The organism is Paraburkholderia sp. A3BS-1L (assembly GCF_051125215.1).
Taxonomy (GTDB): domain Bacteria; phylum Pseudomonadota; class Gammaproteobacteria; order Burkholderiales; family Burkholderiaceae; genus Paraburkholderia.
Map to the genome: position 1 here is coordinate 2071881 of NZ_CP120442.1, position 17326 is coordinate 2089206.

The 17326-nt window shown below is 68.4% G+C and carries 17 protein-coding genes; 7 read left to right on the plus strand and 10 right to left on the minus strand.

The features are described from left to right. Positions 1 to 30 precede the first annotated feature (30 nt). Together P5W99_RS09365 and P5W99_RS09370 are read left to right on the plus strand one after the other, a co-directional pair. Entirely contained in the window at positions 31 to 492 is a 462-nt protein-coding gene (locus P5W99_RS09365; protein WP_421043536.1) for a hypothetical protein, read from the plus strand. 200 nt (positions 493 to 692) lie between these two features. Then, positions 693 to 1826: a branched-chain amino acid ABC transporter substrate-binding protein gene (locus P5W99_RS09370; RefSeq protein ID WP_434662509.1), complete on the plus strand. Its 1134-nt coding sequence runs from the start codon at positions 693 to 695 to the stop codon at positions 1824 to 1826. On the opposite strand, the gene P5W99_RS09375 is transcribed toward P5W99_RS09370, so the two are convergent. Together P5W99_RS09375 and P5W99_RS09380 are read right to left on the minus strand one after the other, a co-directional pair. Next, on the minus strand, positions 1823 to 3781 hold the full coding sequence (locus P5W99_RS09375) for a DUF3857 domain-containing transglutaminase family protein (RefSeq protein WP_434660359.1): 1959 nt from the start codon (positions 3779 to 3781) through the stop codon (positions 1823 to 1825). The two genes, P5W99_RS09370 and P5W99_RS09375, sit on opposite strands and share 4 nt — an antisense overlap. Beyond that, positions 3778 to 4848 carry a helix-turn-helix transcriptional regulator gene (locus P5W99_RS09380; protein ID WP_421024261.1) on the minus strand — a complete coding sequence of 357 codons (1071 nt, stop codon included), beginning with the start codon at positions 4846 to 4848 and terminating at the stop codon, positions 3778 to 3780. Before P5W99_RS09380 ends, P5W99_RS09375 begins: the two co-directional genes overlap by 4 nt. A 206-nt stretch (positions 4849 to 5054) precedes the next feature. Between P5W99_RS09380 and P5W99_RS09385 the strand changes: the two genes are divergently transcribed. Then, positions 5055 to 5924, plus strand: a complete 870-nt coding sequence (locus P5W99_RS09385; protein ID WP_421024262.1) for a LysR substrate-binding domain-containing protein — start codon at positions 5055 to 5057, stop codon at positions 5922 to 5924. A gap of 87 nt (positions 5925 to 6011) precedes the next feature. On the opposite strand, the gene P5W99_RS09390 is transcribed toward P5W99_RS09385, so the two are convergent. The 4 genes from P5W99_RS09390 to P5W99_RS09405 form a co-directional block, all read right to left on the minus strand. Continuing rightward, positions 6012 to 6668, minus strand: coding sequence for a hypothetical protein (locus P5W99_RS09390; RefSeq protein WP_421024263.1), 657 nt, complete (start codon positions 6666 to 6668; stop codon positions 6012 to 6014). A gap of 149 nt (positions 6669 to 6817) precedes the next feature. Beyond that, positions 6818 to 7513 carry a histidine utilization repressor gene (hutC, locus tag P5W99_RS09395; protein ID WP_421024264.1) on the minus strand — a complete coding sequence of 232 codons (696 nt, stop codon included), beginning with the start codon at positions 7511 to 7513 and terminating at the stop codon, positions 6818 to 6820. Between the two features lie 91 nt (positions 7514 to 7604). After that, on the minus strand, positions 7605 to 9140 hold the full coding sequence (hutH, locus tag P5W99_RS09400; RefSeq protein ID WP_421024265.1) for a histidine ammonia-lyase: 1536 nt from the start codon (positions 9138 to 9140) through the stop codon (positions 7605 to 7607). Positions 9141 to 9280: 140 nt separating this feature from the next. Further along, on the minus strand, positions 9281 to 10216 hold the full coding sequence (locus tag P5W99_RS09405; RefSeq protein ID WP_421024266.1) for a LysR substrate-binding domain-containing protein: 936 nt from the start codon (positions 10214 to 10216) through the stop codon (positions 9281 to 9283). A 170-nt stretch (positions 10217 to 10386) separates the two neighbouring features. Here P5W99_RS09405 and P5W99_RS09410 point away from each other — a divergent pair, with 170 nt between their 5' ends. Continuing rightward, complete coding sequence (locus P5W99_RS09410) at positions 10387 to 10569, plus strand: hypothetical protein (RefSeq protein WP_028221745.1); 183 nt, start codon at positions 10387 to 10389, stop codon at positions 10567 to 10569. A gap of 111 nt (positions 10570 to 10680) precedes the next feature. On the opposite strand, the gene P5W99_RS09415 is transcribed toward P5W99_RS09410, so the two are convergent. Further along, the gene (locus tag P5W99_RS09415) at positions 10681 to 11088 is read right to left on the minus strand and encodes an SRPBCC family protein (RefSeq protein ID WP_434662512.1); all 408 of its coding nucleotides are present in this window, start codon (positions 11086 to 11088) and stop codon (positions 10681 to 10683) included. Beyond that, positions 11019 to 11516 (minus strand): ArsR/SmtB family transcription factor, encoded by a 498-nt coding sequence (locus tag P5W99_RS09420; RefSeq protein WP_434660361.1) that lies wholly within the window; start codon positions 11514 to 11516, stop codon positions 11019 to 11021. The genes P5W99_RS09415 and P5W99_RS09420 overlap by 70 nt, the downstream gene beginning before the upstream one ends. 123 nt (positions 11517 to 11639) lie before the next feature. Here P5W99_RS09420 and P5W99_RS09425 point away from each other — a divergent pair, with 123 nt between their 5' ends. Further along, positions 11640 to 12053 carry a hypothetical protein gene (locus P5W99_RS09425; protein WP_421024269.1) on the plus strand — a complete coding sequence of 138 codons (414 nt, stop codon included), beginning with the start codon at positions 11640 to 11642 and terminating at the stop codon, positions 12051 to 12053. A gap of 175 nt (positions 12054 to 12228) precedes the next feature. Here the strand turns inward: P5W99_RS09425 and P5W99_RS09430 are convergent, their stop codons facing one another. Continuing rightward, positions 12229 to 13605 (minus strand): NCS2 family permease, encoded by a 1377-nt coding sequence (locus tag P5W99_RS09430; RefSeq protein WP_421025232.1) that lies wholly within the window; start codon positions 13603 to 13605, stop codon positions 12229 to 12231. 519 nt (positions 13606 to 14124) lie between these two features. Between P5W99_RS09430 and P5W99_RS09435 the strand changes: the two genes are divergently transcribed. Together P5W99_RS09435 and P5W99_RS09440 are read left to right on the plus strand one after the other, a co-directional pair. After that, a complete protein-coding gene (locus P5W99_RS09435) occupies positions 14125 to 15105 on the plus strand; it encodes a PRC-barrel domain containing protein (RefSeq protein ID WP_434660363.1) in 981 nt (326 codons plus the stop codon). Beyond that, positions 15102 to 16379 (plus strand): MFS transporter, encoded by a 1278-nt coding sequence (locus P5W99_RS09440; protein WP_421024271.1) that lies wholly within the window; start codon positions 15102 to 15104, stop codon positions 16377 to 16379. Before P5W99_RS09435 ends, P5W99_RS09440 begins: the two co-directional genes overlap by 4 nt. Positions 16380 to 16678: 299 nt before the next feature. Here P5W99_RS09440 and P5W99_RS09445 read toward each other — a convergent pair whose 3' ends face one another. After that, positions 16679 to 17152, minus strand: coding sequence for a DUF3331 domain-containing protein (locus tag P5W99_RS09445; RefSeq protein WP_413188530.1), 474 nt, complete (start codon positions 17150 to 17152; stop codon positions 16679 to 16681). Positions 17153 to 17326: the final 174 nt, after the last annotated feature.

The window sequence follows — 17326 nt, forward strand, 5'->3', positions numbered from 1 at the left end:
CAAGCCCTCCGTTAGTCAAGAGATCGATCGATGTCCCACCCCATCCGCAGCGAACAGGAAGAGTATTTCGAGCAATTGTGCCTTGCCGTCGACGCCGGCGAAACGCACGAGCAGGAAGCCATCGAATACTTCGAAGAGCAAAGCCATGAAGCCGATTTCGACGCAGCCGTCTGGCTCGACATCGCGCTTTATCACGCACCCGAAGTGGCGCGCGGCATCATCGACTTCGTCGACGAAGAAGACCGCCAGCGCAGCGACATCGCACAGACCATCGCCGACAATCTCGACATTGCCTATGGCGACGACGACTGCGAGCGCTTCGAGACGATCGTGCGCCTTGCGCTGGCCAACGGCGTGCCCGTCGATCTGGACGTGGTGCTCGACGGCTGCAACCGCGCGCTCGACGATCTCGAAGGCTGGGCCAACGAAGACACCATGGCGCCGCTCGTGCGCCTGCGCGAAACGCTGCTTGCAATGCAAGCGCAGCGTTGAGCGCGCAAGACCGCAACACGCGCACGACACGCGGCACAAGCACGACACGCTCGCGGCACGACCGAACCACATAGAACAACAACGCTGCGCCAGGAGCCACGATGAGATCGCGCCACACGCCACCTCGCCCATCCGGTGCGCTGCCCCGTGCGTCGCGGCGCGCCGCACTGCTCGCAGCCACGCTCGGCGCGCTCTCGAGCATGTTCGCCGCGGCGCCCGGCGGCGCCGCACCTGCGGCCGGGCCGCCCACCGTGCTCACCATACGGATTGGCTTCGCCGCGCCATTGAGCGGCGACTATGCCGACTATGGCCGCGACCTGCAAAAAGGCGCGCAGCTCGCCATCGACGACGCCAACGCTCAAGGCGTGAAGATCGGCGATCAAACCGCGCACTTCGAGCTCGTCAGCATCGACGATCGCGCCGACCCGCGCGGCGGCGTGCAGGCCGCCGCGCGGCTCGCCAATGAGAACGTGGCGGCGGTGATCGGCCACTTCAACTCGGGCGCGGCCATCGCGGCCTCGCGCATCTATGAAAGCGCCGGCATCCCCATGATCGCGCCCACCGCGACCAACCCCACCCTGACTTCGCAAGGCTTCGCGAACACCTTCGCGGTGATCGCGAACGACGCGCGGTCCGCCGGCATGGCGGGCGCATGGGCCGTCGACGAGATCAAGCCGCGGCGCATCGCCATCTTCGACGACCGCAGCGCATTCGGCCAGGGCGAAGCCGACGTGTTCGAGCGCGCCGTGAAAGCGCGCGGCGGCATCGTGGTCGCGCGCGACTTCGCGACGAGCGAATCGGGCAAACCGGGCGAGAGCGTCGACTTCGGCCCGCAGCTCGCGCGCATCCAGGCCGCCAACGCCGACCTGCTCTATTTCGGCGGCCTCGCGCACGAGGCCGCGGCGCTCGTGAGGCAAATGAAGGCGCGCAGCATGAACGCGCAGTTCGTGGGCGGCGGCGGCGTGGCGCTTCCCGACTTCGTGCGCCTCGCGGGCGTGGCGGGCGAAGGCACGCTCGCGTGGGAGTACGGCCGCCCGCTCGCGCAACTGCCCGACGGCCCGCACTTCGCGCAACGGTTCAAGAGCCGTTTCGGCGTCGATGTGCTCGCCTATGCGCCGTTCGGCTACGACGCGGCGTGGGCGGCCATTCACGCGATGGCGGCCGCCAGATCGGCGAATCCCGAGGTCTGGCGCGGCGCGCTCAAGACCCTGTCCTTCGACGGCGTCACGGGCCACATCGCCTTCGACGATCAAGGCGCGCTCAAGAACGGCGCTGCAACGCTCTATCGATTGAAGCAAGGTGCGTGGGTGCCGGTGACCACGCGCGGCGGCTAACGCTCGCCCCGAGCACGCACGACGATCTGCGCACGCGTATCGCGCTGCATGCGCACGAGCGCATCGTGCATCTGCGCGAACTGATCCGGCGAGCACATCTGCCGCCCGAAATGCGCGGCAAGCCTGCGCGAAATCTGCACCGTGCGCGACGCCGGATCGAACACGTAGTGCGACGCGTAGTCGAGCCGGGCGCCATCCGCGTCCGCACTCGCCGACATGTCGTGCGGCCAGTCGGTCACGCGCGCGAACGCGGGCAACACGATTTGCGCGTGCTCCTCGAAATCGCCGCCCACACAGGCCCACGGCTGCGTGCGCTGCGGCACCGCGAGCCACGCGTCGAGCTGCGAGGCGATGCCGCCCGGTAAGCTGCTCAAGGCAGGCAGCGCCGTCGTGCCATCGCGCCAGACGACATGGTCGAGCGTGCCGGCGACCGTGACGGCGAACGGCCCCTGCGTCGCGCCGAGCGCACTCGTCGAAACCTGCGCGGTGCCCGTCAAGCCAGCCTGGCGCAGCCGCTGCAAAGCGATCTCCCGCGCCTGGCGACGCGTCGCGCGGCGCAGCGTGTTGCGCTCGAGTTCCGCACCCGCGCCCGTGTCCTCCACGCGATAGCGGTACGCAGCGCCGCCATCGGCTCCCGCGTCGATTTCGAGCCGCGCCGTGCGCTCGCGTGGCTGCGTGGCGGGCGTGCGCACGAGCACGCCGTCGTCGACGAGCAGCGCCGGGCGATCCAGCACGCCCGCCGGCAAATAGCCGAACGCCACGCCGCCCGACGAGGTATCGGCGAACACGCCCAGGTCGGGCAGCCACGCGATCACATGATCGATCGCCTCCACGCCGTAGCCCGGCACCGAAGGCAGCGCATAGACGGGGCCGAGGTTCAGCAGCGCCGCTTCGGCGCGAATGCCCACCGCCGCGAGCAATGCGGTGAACAGCGCGACGTGGTCCTTGCAGTCGCCGTAGCGCGCGCGCAGGATGTCGACCGCGCGGTGCGGGGCCGCTGCGGTCTCGCCCAGAAAAAGCGCCACGTAGCGGATATTCAGGCGCATCCAGTCGTAGATGCGCGCGGCCCTCTCGCGCGGATCCGCCAGCCCCGCCGTGAGCGTTCGCGCGACGGCCGCGATGGACGGATCGGTCGCGGTGGGATCGGCAGCTGCATCGCGGTAGCGCGCGGCAAAGGCTGCGTAGTCGGGCAAGGTCGTCACCATCAAGCGCGCGCCCCAGTTCACGCGGGCCACGGCGCCCGGCTCCAGCGGCGCGTAAGGGCCATGGTGATACTCGAAGGCGTAGCGCGTGCGGCCGTTCTCGGTCACGGGCGCGAGCGCCTCATAACCGCGTGCATCGACATGAAGCGGCAAGTCCGCCGGCAGATCGAAGACGAGGCGCTGAAGCTCGACCGGCTCGCCCGGCGGCTCGGCGAAGTACGAGAACATGCCGGCTCGCAGCGCCCTGGCGCGGCGCTTGGTCCAGACGAGGCGCACGCGCGAACCCGGCTGCACGCCCGGAAAGATCACGGTGCGCAGCACGCCGTCCTGGAAGGTCGGCGCGCCCGCCGAGCGCGGCTCCTGAACGTCGCGGATCGCGCCTGGCGCCACTTCGCGCAGGGTGCCGTCGGGGTCGATGGTGTACGCCGAGAGCGCAGTGATCGTTTCGATATCCTTATTGAACCAGACGTAGCGCTGCGCGACGGCATCGACGCCGGCCGTGGTGTCGGCGCGCATCGTCGAGTCGTCGTGCTCCTCGATCGAGCCGTCTCGCTGCACGACGAATTCGTGGACATCGCGTTCGAGCGTGGCGGGCGGCGAATCGGCGAGATCCAGGGAATCCTCGGGCGCCTGCGCTCGTGTCTGCGCTCCGGAAGGCGGCTGCGGCTGCACCTGCGCCTGCGCGCGCGGCCAGGCGAACGCCAGCGCCCATGCAAGCGCGAATGCACCGGCCCTTGCGCGCGCGGCGCTCATGGCACGCGCGGCGCCGCTGCGTTCGTCGTGGCCGTCGCGTTGGGTGCGGGCGTCGCGCTCGCCGCGCGCGGCCAGGACGTCGCCGCGAGTTCGCGGGCGCGCATCGCGTCACGCCACGCTCGCGGGCTCGCGCCGAACTCCGCGCGAAACGCCGCGTTGAAGTTGGACAGATCGTTGAAGCCGCTCTCCAGTGCAATGTCGATGATCTTCTCGCCACCCTCCCCGGCGCACAGCCGCAGCGCGGCCGCGCGCAAACGCGAGCGCAGCAGGTATTGATGCGGCGTCACGCCCGCCACCGCCGAAAAGGTCCGCAGGAAGTAGAACTCGCTCACGCCCGCCGCCGCCGCGAGGCTCGCGAGCGTGTGCGGCGAATCGGGCGTCTCTTCAATCAGACGCAGCGTCGCGGCCACGCGTGCGGCCGCGGCCGCCGATGGCCCCGCTCCGGTCGTCGACGTCGCGCTGGCTTGCACCGGGTCCGGCCCGCGCATGTCCTTGCTGTCCGCGCTCACGCGCAAGGTCGCCACCGCCAGCGCAATCGCCAGCTCATCCCACGCGGCGGGCGCTGCGGCCCCGCGCTCCAGCACCTCGACGTTCGCGCAGGCGCGCGCAACCAGTGGCGCGAGCGCGCGCAGCGGCGGCACGCGCAGCGCGCTCCAGCGCCGCGCGCGAGGCACGAGGCCCGCTGCGGCGGCCTGCTCTTCGAGCCAGTCCGGATCGAAATGAAACGAGATGCAGCGGTCGCCCGCGCCATGGCGGTGGCCGCATTCGAAGCACGCGCCCGGCTCGCCCAGCATGATCGCGCCGGGCGTCATCAGTTCCGGGCCGCGCCCACGGCCGGCCTTGCCCGCACCGCAGCGGTAGCCGAACGACCCGGCCGCGACGATCGCGAGGCACGCGCTCGCGTGGCGCTCCTCATAGGGCCGGTCGGCGGGGCCGAACGTGCAGACGACGTCGTCGGCCTGCCAGCCGGGCCCGGACGCGAGCCTGCGCACGAGCGGCGGGCGCGCCGCGCCCTCGCGCGTGCGTTGCGCGAGGGCGCGTTGCAGACGGGCGGCGAGAACGGACATGTCGGCCTCAGCTGGACGATGGAGTTCGGCTTTCGTTGTAGCACATCGGTCGCTGCACATCGGTTGCAGCACATCGAAAAGACGGCCGGCCCCGGATCGTCCAGCCCTGCCTGCGAGCGTCGCAACGTTCAGGCAAACGCGTTATATTGAATGTTTCAATCAGTTTTACTGATGCAGCGTTGCCCCATGACGCGCATCCCGTACCCATGAAGACCCTCGATTTCGATGTCCTTGCGATGGTGGTGGCCGTGGCCGACGCCGGCAGCTTCGTGCGCGGCGCGGCGCTCGTGCACCGTTCGCAGGCCGCACTCTCCATGCAGATCCGCGCGCTGGAAGACACGCTCGGCAAGCCGCTCTTCACTCGCGCGCCGCGCAACGTCACGCCCACGCCCGACGGCCACACGCTGATCGCCTACGCTCGGCGCATGCTCGCGCTGCGCGACGAAGCGTGGGCCTCGCTCGCACACCCCGAAGTCACGGGCCGAGTGTCGATCGGCATGCCCGACGACTATGCGTCGTCGCTGCTGCCGCAGGTGCTGCGCAAGTTCTCGGCGAACTGGCCGAAAGTGGAGATTCAGGTGGTCGGGCTGCCGAGCAGCGCGCTCGCGCCGCTCGTGAAGGACAACAAGATCGATCTGGCCTGCGTGACGGGCACGCGCGAACTCGCCGGCGAATTCATCCGCTTCGAGCCGATGGTCTGGGCCGGGCCGCCTGCTCAGGCGAGCGCGGCCATCGGCCGGGAGGTCTGGCGCGAGCGCCCCCTGCCCATCGCGCTCTTCAGCGCGGGCAGCGTCGCGCGTTCGAACGCGATTGCCGCGCTCGAACGCGAAAACATCGCCTATCGCACGTCCTATGAAAGTCCGAGCCTGATGGGGCTGTGCAGCATGGTCGCGGCGGGCCTCGCGGTCGCGCCGCTCGCGCGCTGCGCAGTGCCCGAAACCTTCCTCACGCTGGGCCGGCAGCATGGTCTGCCGGCCTTGCCCGAACTCGAAGTGGTGCTCGCGCGCAGCGCCCGCTCGAACCGGCCTACCTGCGATTTTCTCGCCGAGCAGATTCTCGCTGAACTGCGGGTCTGAGGCGTTGCGCCGCCTGGCGCGGCGTCGCGGCCCCCGTCGCGGCCCCCGTCGCGGCCCCGGTAGCGGCCCTGATTGCGGCCGCCGGCGTCAGTCGTCGATCGAGCGCGTAAGCAGCGCATGAAGTCGCGTGATGTGGCGCAAAAGCAACTCGCGGTGCTTCTCGATCTGTTCGAGCCGGCCTTCGAGATCGGCGCGCGAGCGCTCGTCGTGCTCGGCATGGGCAATCACGTCTTCGATGCGCGCGCGCAACGCCTCCGGCTCCACCGGCAGCATGCTCAGGTGCCGTTCGAGCTTGCGCACGTCCTGCGCGGCCAACTCGCGAATCTTGCGCGTGCCCGCGAGGCGCCGTTGCGCGTCCTGGGCAGCCGTGCCCTGCGCGCGCCGGGCGTCCGCGCCATGGCCGAAGATCGGCTCGGTGCGCAGCACGGGCGCCTTGCGCACCGGATGCGCGGTGCCGCGAAAGCGCGCGCGCGGCGTTTCGTCGGCGATCGCGTCGCGCGCCTCCTGGGGCACCTCGACGGCGCCGTGCCGCTCGTCCATCCAGCCTTCGGGCAAGCCGGTGACGGCCTCGATGCCGCGCACGAACTCCGCGCTGAAATCGCGCTGCCCCGAAGCAATCAGTTTCATGTGGCTCGCCGAAAACGTCATCATCCTCGCGAGCCGCGTGACCGCGCCCACTTCGCGCGTGAGCAGCGCGAGGTTCGCGCGCCACGTCGGCATGAGCGTTGCGCTGGAATCTTCCATTTGCGGAGGTCCTCCCTCGTGGGCCGTGCAAGCCTGGCCGATGCCTGAAGGTTAGCCGCATCGCAAGGCAGGACGCAACCCGCAAGCGGCATCAACGCACGCGAATAAAAAAGGGGGGGACGGCGGGAAGCACGCCGCCGAGGCACCGTCTAGAAGTGTCCGGTGAAGCGATACCGGCTGCCCGGATGCCACAGGTTCGCCACCGAAGCCACGCGCCCGCTCGAGCGGGTGCGCCGGTGCAGGACGAGACACGGCTCGACCTCGTTCATCTTGAGCCGCGCGCGCGTGTCGCCCTGCGGGGCAAGCGCCTCGATGCGGTACTCCACGCCCTGGAGCGGCGCGACGCGCATGAGGTAGTGGTTAGGCGTGGTGGCCGTGAAGTCCTGCTCCACGTAATCGGGCGCGACATCGGGATTGACCCAGCGCTCCTCCAGTTGCACGGGCTCGTCGTTCTCGAAGTGCAGCATGCGCGAGTAGAACACCCGGTCGTTCGTGCGCAGCCCCATCTCTATCGCGAGCGCCTCGTCGGCGGGCAGCACGCCGATCTCCAGCACCTCGGCGCGATAGCCATGGCCGCGCGCGAGGATTTCGTCGGAGATGCTGCGGATCGCCACCAGCGTGGACTCGTACTTGGGACGCGCAACGAAGGTGCCCGCACCCTGCACGCGCGTGAGCACCTGCTCTGCGGTCAGCTCGCGCAGCGCGCGATTCACCGTCATGCGCGCGACCTTGAACTCGCGCGCGAGCTCGTTCTCCGAGGGCACCTGGTCGCCCTCGCTCCACTCGCCCGCGTGGATGCGCGCAAGAATGAAGTCCTTGATGCCCTGGTATGCGGGTGCGTTCATTGCCTGGTCGAAGGGGCCGATGGATTCGACGGCGCGTCATGCGCGCTTCGCGCCACCGGCCGCATCTTCGCCGTTGCCTTCAATACGACGCTCAGTGCGCTTCGGACTCGAACGCGAACGGGCTGTGCGCGGCGATGGCGCCGTTCTGCACGAGTTCCGCCATGGCCGCGATATCGGGTGCGAAGTAGCGGTCCAGGTCGTAATGCGGCACTTCCTTGCGCACCGCAGCCATCACCTTCTGCAGCGCCGGGCTGGTCGCATGCGGCGCGCGCAGGTCCACGCCCTGGGCCGCGGCCAGCAGCTCGATCGCGAGAATGTTGGCCGTGTTGCCGGCGATGTCGGCGAGCTTGCGCGCGGCGAAGGTCGCCATCGACACGTGGTCTTCCTGGTTCGCCGAAGTCGGCAGCGAATCCACCGAGGCCGGATGCGCGAGCGTCTTGTTCTCCGAAGCCAATGCCGCCGCCGTCACGTGCGCGATCATGAAGCCCGAGTTCACGCCGCCGTCCTTCACGAGGAACGGCGGCAGGCCCGAGAGCGTCGCGTCGATCAGCAGCGCGATGCGGCGCTCGGCGAGCGCGCCGATTTCGGCGGCGGCCAGCGCGAGATTGTCGGCTGCGAACGCCACCGGCTCCGCGTGGAAGTTGCCGCCCGAGATGACTTCCTTGGTGTCCGGGAAGATCAGCGGGTTGTCCGAGACCGCATTGGCTTCGATCAGCAGCACTTGCGCGGCGTGGCGCATCTGGTCGAGGCACGCGCCCATCACCTGCGGCTGGCAGCGCAGCGAGTACGGGTCCTGGACCTTGCTGCAATCGCGGTGCGAGAGATTGATCGCCGAGCCGTCGAGCAGCGCGCGATAGGCCGAGGCCGCTTCGATCTGGCCGCGATGGCCACGCAGTTCGTGAATGCGCGCGTCGAACGGCTTGACCGAGCCGGCGGCCGCGTCCACGCACAGCGCGCCCGAGACCAGCGCGGTGCGGTACAGGTCTTCGATGGCGAACAGGTTGTAGATCGCCAGCGCCGTGGAGGCTTGCGTGCCGTTCAGCAGCGCGAGGCCTTCCTTCGCTTGCAGCGCTATCGGCTTGAGGCCGGCGGCGGCCAGACCCGCTTCGGCGCTGGCGCGCTTGCCGCGGATGAACACTTCGCCCACGCCCAGCAGCACCGCCGACATGTGCGAAAGCGGCGCGAGGTCGCCTGAAGCACCCACCGAGCCCTTCACGGGGATCACCGGCAGCACGTCCGCATTGAACAGCTTGATGAGCGTTTCCATCACTTCGCGGCGGATGCCCGAGTGACCGCGACCCAGGCTCGACAGCTTCAGCGCAATCATGAGGCGCACGACCGGCAGCGACATCGGCTCGCCCACGCCCACCGCGTGCGAGAGCACCAGATTGCGCTGCAGCAGTTCGAGCTGATCGGTCGGAATATGCGTGCTGGCGAGGCGGCCGAAGCCCGTGTTGATGCCGTAGGCGGGATCGCCCTTGGCCGTGATCTCGGCAACGGTGCGCGCGCTCGCGTCGATCGCCGCGAAGCTTGCGGGGTCGAGCTGGAGCTGGACGCTACTGCTGTCCGCTGCGCGCGCGATCTGGCGCAGTTGCGTGAGGGTCAGATGGCCGGGCGTAAGAAGCATGATCGAATCCTGTCTATACAAGTCAAGTGACGTGGAGTCTAGCCTGGCGAGCCTGTATAGACAACCTCCGCGAGCCCCCGCCGGCCTGGGACAATCCATGAGTTCGCGCCTGCATCGCCACGGCGATGCAGGCGTGCCCGTCAGGCCAGCGCCTCCAGCCTGCCGCCGATAAATGCGAGGAAGCCCTGCACGCGCGCGGCAAGCGTCGCACTGCGGTCATAGACAGCGTGGATCGGCTGTTGCTCGGCGACGAGCACGTCGTCGAGCAGGGTCACGAGGCGGCCGGCCGCGCGATCCCCGGCGGTCATGAAATCGGACAGGCAGGCGACGCCCGCGCCAGCGAGCGCGAGCTGGCGTATCGTCTCGCCGCTCGACGCCGCGAGCGTCGGATGGGCCACGAAGCCCCCGGGCGTGGCTGGCATGTCGTCGAGCAGCGATGCCTGCGCCGCGGACGACGCCCCGCCAAGCGGCCAGCAGTTCGCCTGCGTGGGCGCCGTGAAGCCGATCAGCCGGTGCTCGCGCAATTGCGCGAGCGTGCGCGGCGTGCCGCGCGCCGCGAGATAGGCCGGGCTCGCCACCACATGACGCCGGCTCGCGCCCAGCGTGCGCGCGTGCAGCGCGGCATCCTCGAAAGCGCCAACGCGAATGGCAATATCGACACGCTGCTCGTGCAGATCGGCGATGCGCTCATGGCTCGTCAGTTCGAGCTCGATCAGCGGATAGCGTTGGGCAAACGCGGCCATGTGCGGCGCGATGCAATGGAGCATGAAAGGCGCGCCCGCATCCACACGCAAGCGTCCCGAGGGCTGCTCGCGATGGCGCGAGACGGCCTCTTCCGCGTCCTCCATCGCCGTGAGAATGGCGCGCGCGCGTTCGAGAAACAGCTCGCCCTCCTCGGTCAATTGCAGGCGGCGCGTGGTGCGCACGAGCAGCGCCACGCCCAGCTGCTTTTCGAGCCGCGTGAGCGCCCGGCTCACGCCGGAGACGGTCTGCTCGAGTTTTTCGGCGGCGGCGGTGATCGACCCCGCATCGATCACCGTGACGAATACGAGCAATTCGTCGGTCGATGTTTTCATTATTGATCCGCAGTCAAGATTGATCCGAGACTAACACGGCTGAGCGGGCCTAAAAAGCCGCCTGAATGCGTGTCCAGGACCACCATGCTGTTGCGTATCCGTAAGGTCGGTTCGATAGAATCGCCCCGAATCGCACTATCCGCCGTCGCGTCTTTTACTCCGGCAACCCCATGCCTCTCGCGCTGAACTTCTACTGGCTGACCAATCTGCTCGCCATCCTCTTCGTGGTTGCGTGTCTGTACGACTCGCGCTACGACGAATATGGCACGCTGACCCTCGCGGCCGCCGCGATGGGCCTCATCGTGATGGCCATCGAGGTATTGCTGCGCCCCGCTTTCGAGATGTCGCTCTAGCGTTTTAGCGCCTCCATCCCATCTATTCGTCCTCCGAAACAGTTGCGCGCCGCGTCATCCTGGCGGGCGCCTTCACGTCGATCCGACCGTGACCGGCTCAACCGAATACCGTCATTCGAACAGCTCCACCAGACGATCGAGCGCGCTCGACCATCCTTCGCGATGCGCATCGCGCGTGGCTTCGTCGAGGAAGCGTTCGTGGCGCAGCATGACCTCCGTCGTCGGGCCATCGGCGCGCAGCACGACCGTCACGCGCGATTCGCGCTCGGGTTCGCTGCGCCATGCCCATGTGAATACGAGCTTCGCCTCGGGCACGACGTCCAGATACGTGCCGCTCGCGTCGTATTCTTCGCCGCCGGGCGAGCGCATGATCACGCGAAAACGTCCGCCCACGCGCACATCGGCCTCGGCATGCAGGCAGATCGTGTCGAGCGGATGCATCCAGCGCATCAGTTGCGCGGCTTGCGTCCATGCCGCGTAGACCTTCGCGACGCTCGCGTCGATGCGGCGCCTGACAATGAGGCTGGGGCCGGCGTGGGCGGCGGCGCTGGCTGTTCCCGCGCCGTGCTCCGCGCGGTGCTCCGGACGGCTGGGCTGGGTGGACATGCCTCCTCCTCCACAAAAGCGGCGAGACGATCGAGTGCGCTGCTCCAGAAGCGTTCGTAGTGCGCGAGCCACTGCATCGCGTCCTCCATCGGCCCCGCCGCGAGCCGGCACGCCACCGTGCGCCCGGTCTTCGCGCGCAGGACGAGCCCCGCATCGGCGAGCACATCCAGATGCTTCATCACCGCGGGCAGCGACATCGCGAACGGCTGCGCGAGCGCGCTCACCGAGAGCGCGTCCTGCTGGGCGAGCCGCGCCAGCAGCGCGCGCCGCGTGGGGTCCGCCAGTGCCGCGAAGATGCGGTTCAACGCGTCGTCTTCATGCTTAACCATGCGGTTAAGCATAGGAGGGGCGCCGCCGATGTCAAGGCAGCATTCGCGCAGCCCTTAAAATGCGTTTTCGCGGCGTCGTGCCTCGATATCTTTACACCGGCACGCCTTCTCAAGCCATCCGGAGACCTTTGCGCCATGCCGTCCAAAATCCGCAATTCCCTGCTCTGGATCTTCGATGCCTTCGAGCGTGACCCCGGCTATCTGCACAAGCAGATGTTCGGCGCCGACGCCGCCTATATGGATGGCCTGCTCTGCCTCATCGCCGCCGACCGCGAAAAGCCCTTTAACGGCCTGCTGGTCTGCACGTCGCACGATCGGCACGCCGCGCTCATCGACGAAATACCTTCGTTGCAGCCGCATCCGGTGCTGGGCAAGTGGCTGCACGTCACGCAGGACGATGCGGAATTCGAAACCGCCGCGCAGCGCCTGACCGAACTCGTGCTGGCGCGCGACCCGCGCGTGGGCGTGGAGCCCAAGCCACGCAAATCGGCGCGCAAATCGACCGGCAAATCGGGCAAGCGACGAGGCAACAGCGTGCTGCCGAAGTGAGGAGGCGCCCGCGCTTGCGAACGCCGCCAAGGCGCGCCGGGCGCGCACAATTGCGCGCGCCGAATGCCGCACGGCCCGCGCCGCCACAAAGCGAACGCGGGCCGTGAAGCCGGCAGGACGGGCCGCCTCGGGTCCGTCTTGCCGAAGACCGGGCTATGTGGGCGCTAGCCGCGCATCAGATAGCCCAGCCGCCCAGGTAGAACGCCACGAGCACAGCAGCGATGATCACCGTGCCGACGTTGAGCTTCTTGAACTCGCCGCTCACCACGCGGCCGATCACGAGCGTCGCGAAGCCCAGCATGATGCCCGTGACGATGTTGGCGGTGAGCACGATGAACACGGCGCACACGAGGCCCGACATCGCATCCACCATGTCGTCCATGTCGAGGCGCGAGACGCTCGAGAGCATCATCAGGCCCACATACATGAGCGCCGGCGCCGTGGCGTAGGAAGGCACGAGGCCCGCGAGCGGCGCGAAGAACATCACCGCGAGGAACAGCACGCCCACCACGGCTGCGGCCATGCCAGTCTTGGCGCCTGCTGCCACGCCCACCGTCGATTCGATGTAAGCCGCTGCCGGCGCGCCGCCGAAGAAGCCCGAGAAGATCGAGCTGACCGAGTCGGCCGTGAGTGCGCGGCCGCCGTTGATGATGCGGCCGCTGGCGTCGAGCTGGCCAGCCTGGCCCGCCACGGCGCGGATCGTGCCGGTCGCGTCGAACACGGCGGTCATCACGAGTGCGAGCACGCTCGGCAGCACGGCGAGCGAGAGCGCGCCCTTGATGTCCATGGCACCGATCAGCGAGGCATGGCCCGGCGCCGAGAGCGACGGCCACGCGAACACGCCGTGGAACGTCACGGCCGGGTCGATGGCAAGACCGAGCGCCGAGATTGCGACGATCACGATCAGGATCGAGCCCGGCACGCGGCGGCGCACGAGGCCGAAGATCGCGGCGAGACCGACCACCGAGAGGATCACGGGCAGCGAGGTGACCGGACCGAGCGAAACCGGCAGGCCGGCGCCCGGGTTCTTGATCACGAGGCCCACGTCGTTGGCGGCGATCAGCAGCAGGAACAGGCCGATGCCGATGCCCGTGCCGTGCGCGATACCGTGCGGCAGGTTGCGCAGGATCCACGAGCGCACGCCGGTGACCGAGATGCTGGTGAACACGAGGCCCATCAGGAACACGGCGCCGAGCGCGACTTCGGGCTTCAGGCCCTTGCCGAGCACGAGGCCGAACGCGGTGAATGCGGTGAGCGAGATCGCGCAGCCGATGGCGATCGGCAGACGCGCCCACAAGCCCATCAGCAGCGAGCCGAACGCCGTGGTGAGACATACGGCGACAAACACCGCGCTGGTGTCGAAGCCCGCCTTGCCGAGCATGCCCGGCACGACGAACACGGAATACACCATCGCAAGGAACGTGGTGATGCCGGCGACGCTTTCCTGGCGCACCGAGCTGCCGCGCGTGGAAATATCGAAGTAACGGTCGAGGAAACCGGTCGAGCCAACGGCGTCGGCGGTATCGCCCTTGCGGATCGCAGCGGTAGCCATTTCGGCCACCTGCTGTGCCTGGGGTTCCATCATGGTGAGGCCTCCTTTATCAGCATGCTGAAACGGTCCGCGTTATGTGGTGCGGATCCGTCATCAGGTTCGTCTCGTCTGGATTGACTAGTGGTGTCGACGCCAGCCAGGCGCGCCTCGCAGCGCGCTATACCCATTCATTTATTTGACATCTTTTTACAGGCTCGAAGATTAGGCGAACCCGTCCCATGCTCCCATCGCGCGAATCACATTGACGACATGCCGCGACGCTTATATCGCCGTACACAGGGCGCGAAGCACCGCCGGGCCTCGTGTTTACCCCGGGCCGCCAAGGGCCCCGCCCACACTCCGATGCGCTCGCGCGCCCGTCTGAAATGCGCCCGAACGGCCCCGCGACGCGGGTTTTGTCAGCAGATTAGCGGCAGTTTCGGCCGGAATGGGACCCCATGCGGGTTAAACTCTCACGCATCCCGACCCGGTTTTCCCCTCGCCGCGCGCCACGCGCCGGCCGCTCTGGAGTTTCTGTTGATGAGAGGCGGTTTCGCACGTCCCGTTCTGTCCCCCCGGCACGCCCTCGCCCTGCTTGCGCTGTTTGCTTTAGCCGCACTGTCGGGCTGCACCCTGTTCAGCCCGTACCAGACGCCCGCGCCCATCGTCGAGGCGCCCATTGGCGTGAGCGCGCCGGAGGGGCTCACGAGTGAACCCGAAGCCGCCTCCGCGCCCGAAGCGGCAAGCGCTCCGCAGCCGGCCGAGGCAAAGCCCGCGCCCAGAAAACCGCACATCCCGCCCGTGCGGCGGCCCAAGCCCACGCCGCCGCCGCCCGCGCCCGCGAGCGCGCCCCCCGCCCCGCCGCCCGCCCCGCTCGTGCAGAGCCGCACCCTCGAGCGCGGCACCTTCCGCACGCTGCTCGACAGCGAAGTGCGCAAGCCCGACGGCAAGGTCGTCGGCCGCGCCGTGGACATGGTCGCCGGCCCCGGCGGCAAGCCGCAGGAACTGGTCGTGAACCTGCAAGGCTTCATGGGCGTGGGCGACCGCAAGGCCAACTTCCCGTGGAGCGCCGTGCGCATCAACACGCCGGCGAAGACGCCGGCCATCACGCTCGCGCTCACGCCCGCCCAGCTGCAGGTGCCGGACCGGCCCAAGTCGGGCGCGCCGCAGCCCGGCACCTCGGAGGCGAACCCGACGCGCCTGCCAATGCTCGACGCCAACGTCGAGCGCGCCAACGGCGCCAAGGTGGGACGCGTGGTGGACGTGCTGATCGGCGGCAGCGCCGACCCGCTCGCGGTCGTGCTCGACGTGAGCGGCACGCTGGAGAAGCGCCGCACGATCGCCGCCGACTGGTCGGCCCTGCGTTTCGTCACGAAGAACAACGCACTCGAAGCCCTGCTCGAGATGAGCGACCAGCAGATCGACGCTTCGCCCGCCTATGCGAGCGATCTGCCGGTTCGCGCCGTCAGTCCCGCAGCGGCGCCGGCCGCCCCTGCAGCTCCCGCGCGCGGTGCCCAATGACCGGCACGACGCATCCCACCCCCAGTCTGCGAAGCGTGCGCGCGCTCGACTGGCTCAACTTTTTCGTCGCGAACGTGCAGACCGGGTTCGGCCCGTTCATCGCCTCTTACCTCGCCTCGCACAAATGGACCCAGGGCGAAATCGGCCTGGCGCTCTCGGTGGGCACGATCAGCGCCATGGTGAGCCAGGTGCCGGGCGGCGCGGCCGTGGACGCCCTGCGCAACAAGAAGGCCGCCGCCGCCTGGGCGATCATCGCCATCATTCTCTCGGCGGTGCTGCTCGCGTTGAGCCCGACCGTCGTGCCCGTGATGGCCGCCGAGGTGTTCCACGGCTTTGCGAGCTGCATGCTGGTGCCTGCCATGGCGGCGCTCGCGCTCGCGCTGGTGGGCCGGCAGAACCTGGGCGACCGGCTCGGGCGCAACGCGCGCTGGGCCTCGATCGGCAGCGCGGTCGCGGCGGGCCTGATGGGGCTGTGCGGCGAATACATCTCGCCACGCGCGGTGTTCTGGCTCACGGCGGCGCTCGCGCTGCCCGCGCTCGTCGCGCTCGCCATGATCGAGTACGACAAGCACGCCCACGCGCCCAAGCCGCTGAAAAGCCGCCCTGACGACAAACCCGCGAAAGCCGCGACCGCAGCACTCCCGGGCGAGCCGCGCGAAACCATCCTCGATCTGCTGCGTGACAAGCGCATGCTGACCTTCGCGGCCTGCGTGGTGCTGTTCCACCTCTCGAACGCCGCGATGCTGAACCTTGCGGCGGGCGAAGTGACGGCCGGAATGGGCGACAACGTGCAGCTCGTGATTGCGGCGTGCATCATCGTGCCGCAAGCGATCGTCGCGCTGATGTCGCCGTGGGTGGGCCGTACCGCGCAGCACTGGGGCCGCCGCCCGGTGCTGATTCTCGGCTTCAGCGCCCTGCCGCTGCGCGCGCTGCTGTTCGCCGCGGTCGGCAACCCGTACTTCCTCGTGCCGGTGCAGATGCTCGACGGCATCTCGGCCGCCGTGTTCGGCGTGATGCTGCCGCTCATCGCCGCCGACGTGGCCGGCGACAAGGGGCGCTACAACCTGTGCATCGGGCTCTTCGGGTTATCGGCGGGCATTGGCGCCACGCTCTCCACCGCGCTCGCGGGGTTCGTCGCCGACCATCTGGGCAATACCGTGAGCTTTCTCGGCCTCGCCTCGGCGGGCGCGGCAGCGGTACTGATGGTGTGGTTCGTGATGCCGGAGACGCGCGACGCGTCAGAGGAGGAAACCGTCGGCGACAAGACCGCATGACGGTGTGGTGAAGACCCAGCCTGCTGGCCCGTGCCGCGAACGGGCCAGCGGAGCAAGAGACATCGGATGGAGGAAAGCTGGGCGCTGCCGGAGAAGGCGATTAGACGCCCGCAGCCCGCATCGAACGTTCGATGCGGGCTGTCGTAAGCAGACCCAGGCAGACCCAAGCGGCGGATTTGCCGCTGCAACCTGGGCGCGGCCGGCCCGACTGAGACGCGACTACGATGCAACCGCTATGTGACCGCTATGTAACCGCTATGTAACCGCAATGCGGCGGTCAGGCGCGCGCCACGCAGCGCTTACGCCGCAAGCGCCTCGTCGAGACGCGCAGCCACGACACCGCTGGGAAAGGCGTCCAGCTTGCTGGCAAGAATCATGGCGTCGGCATTGGCCGGGCGATGGCGGCGGTTGGGGCTGGGGCGGAACACTGCGTCGCCGCGACGGATTTTCTCGCCGGTCAACGCGCACACCGCGCTGCGACGCGCGGTGCAAACCCGCCACAACTGGTCGGAGTAACGCCCATACGTGGCGTCGCTCCAGCAGACGGTGATGCTTTCCGGATCATGACGCCGGATCAAGGTAATGCCTTGTGCATCCCACGAACGCACGGTCGCGCGGCGCCGATTGGCCGCTTCCGATGCGCTGCGCGTGATGGGTACCGGTTTGCAACTCCTGACGCATTCAGGCTCGCCGTCCGGGCCCAAAGGCTCCGAGGCGGCGGACAGAAGATCAATGGTTTGTTGCCATGCGCTGCCGGTATCTAATTTCGTCATAATGCACCTCGTGCACGTGGAAACGATTCAAATATGCCGGTCGAATAAGCACTCTGCCACGTCCGGATTATAGCGTGCGATTCTCGCAAGCCACAGAAAAAACTGAATATTCACACATTAATCCCGACACAGGCAAATGCAGCCATCGGCATTCAGCGGCAATTGTAAGACAGC